This window comes from Providencia sp. PROV189 (assembly GCF_028480065.1).
In the GTDB taxonomy this organism is placed as follows: Bacteria; Pseudomonadota; Gammaproteobacteria; order Enterobacterales; family Enterobacteriaceae; genus Providencia; species Providencia stuartii.
Map to the genome: position 1 here is coordinate 1 of NZ_JAMPOG010000080.1, position 1,698 is coordinate 1,698.

Below are 1,698 nucleotides of genomic sequence, written 5' to 3' on the forward strand. Positions count from 1 at the left end.
TGTTTTCCTCTTCAAGCTCTTTTAATCGTTTAACATCATTAGCTTCCATGCCGCCATACTTTGATTTCCAATTATAATAAGTGGCGTTACTAATCCCATTTTGGCGGCAAATATCGTCCACTTTCATACCAGAATCAGCAAGTTTTAAAATATTAACGATCTGAGTTTCAGTAAAATGGGCTTTTTTCATTATGACCTCTGCAATTTTTAGGACAGAAAATCTAATTATCGCTGTCTTATTTTAAGGGAAGTGGATACCCCGAACGGCAGCAAAACCAGCCCGCCGCCCGCGATACACCTTAAAGGGCAGTGGCTAAAGGAAGCAGGATTTGAGACAGGTTTCACGTTCACGGTGAAAATCTTAAACGGTTGTTTGGTCTTGATACCCGACAGCGAAGACATTCGAGCAATAAAGCAGCAGAACCAACAACAGCAAGCGCAGCTAACCGCCATACGGCACACCATGCGCGAGCTGATGGCGGAGTCTATCAGCGGCTAAAGGGTAAATTGAGCGGCTCTAAAAAATAAAGAAGCCAGAAGGTTGGATGATCTTCTGGCTAAATATTTAATCGGTTATACAGATAAAAAGACCTATCTTATAGGAGCTCAAAATCAAAGTTTTTTTTGTTAAACTTTTCAAATTCTGAGATTTTTTTGAAGACAGACTGTAATTGTTCAAATTCTACTGGGTACTTACTTTTAAAAACATTGCTATTTTTCCAAGTAATAATTACAGGTTTATCACATTTATCGATTGGAATCATGAAATCATATAATGCATCAGGATTATTTCCAAAATAAGGACCAAAATCAAATTCATTACAAAATACTTTGTATACCTCTAGAGGAGTGCTTTGCTGATTACCATCTAATATGATGTTCTTCATGACTATTTCTTCCCTTTACAATTACAAATATCTAATGATTCTGCTGTTTCATAATGATTAGATGTTATGTAAGTTAATCCATCATTAGAATACAATAAACGAGTTCCTGGCTGCTTAGCTCTAGACATTTTATTGTCCAAACCAATATCGGCTTCATACCATATCCTTCCAGGGGAATCAGGTAAAATACCTGTGCTGTTGGCAAAAATATCTCCCCCAATTTGCCCTCCAGGGACATAATTACCAAGAGCCTTTCCTCTAGACCAACCAGCTGCTTCAGCTTGAGATTTTGTTACGTAATTATTAGGAAGCTTTCCTGTCATCTTTAAGCTATTTACAGCATCATTTGCACTTTCTGCTGTATTGTAATACTGATTGAGCAATGCCCCTTGGGCTGAGCTGGCTGCATAAGTACCACCGGATAAAGAAGCATTTAATCCTAATGGGTCAATCCAACCAGTCGGACAATGCACATACCCATAAGGATTCAACCCACCAACCAGCCCGATGGGATCTGGTGAAATATACTGCCCACTGTCCTTATCCTAGTACCGAAAGCGATTATAATACAAGCCCGTTTCACGGTCTTCATATTGCCCCGCAAAACGAAAATGGCATTCGGTATAATTTGGGTCATTGTCGGCTCGACCGTCTTGAGACTGCCAAAACACCATTTGCCCCACGTATTGAAGCGTCCTGCCCAACTGGCTATCCCTTTTTCAGTAAAAATCTCTCGGGGTGTGTCTTGATAGTCTGTCACCATAGAGTGCAATTGCCCCTTTTGATAGCGAGCAGTAGGAGTGATGGCCCC

At 40.2% G+C, this 1,698-nt stretch carries 5 protein-coding genes; 1 reads left to right on the top strand and 4 read right to left on the bottom strand.

The window, feature by feature from the left end; translation table 11 throughout:
• The coding region (locus tag PR833_RS20260; protein WP_272526483.1) for a transposase at positions 1 to 190 on the bottom strand (190 nt) is incomplete at its 3' end.
• A 60-nt stretch (positions 191 to 250) separates the two neighbouring features.
• Here PR833_RS20260 and PR833_RS20265 point away from each other — a divergent pair.
• On the top strand, positions 251 to 499 hold the full coding sequence (locus PR833_RS20265; RefSeq protein ID WP_272526484.1) for a SymE family type I addiction module toxin: 249 nt from the start codon (positions 251 to 253) through the stop codon (positions 497 to 499).
• A 97-nt stretch (positions 500 to 596) separates the two neighbouring features.
• Here PR833_RS20265 and PR833_RS20270 read toward each other — a convergent pair whose 3' ends face one another.
• Genes PR833_RS20270 through PR833_RS20280 form a run of 3 tightly spaced genes read right to left on the bottom strand, consistent with a single transcriptional unit; the run spans position 597 to position 1,591 of the window.
• Positions 597 to 887 carry a barstar family protein gene (locus PR833_RS20270; protein ID WP_272526485.1) on the bottom strand — a complete coding sequence of 97 codons (291 nt, stop codon included), beginning with the start codon at positions 885 to 887 and terminating at the stop codon, positions 597 to 599.
• 2 nt (positions 888 to 889) lie between these two features.
• Positions 890 to 1,378 (bottom strand): ribonuclease domain-containing protein, encoded by a 489-nt coding sequence (locus PR833_RS20275; protein WP_272526486.1) that lies wholly within the window; start codon positions 1,376 to 1,378, stop codon positions 890 to 892.
• A gap of 54 nt (positions 1,379 to 1,432) precedes the next feature.
• Positions 1,433 to 1,591, bottom strand: coding sequence for a hypothetical protein (locus PR833_RS20280; RefSeq protein ID WP_227698417.1), 159 nt, complete (start codon positions 1,589 to 1,591; stop codon positions 1,433 to 1,435).
• Between the last annotated feature and the right edge of the window lie 107 nt (positions 1,592 to 1,698).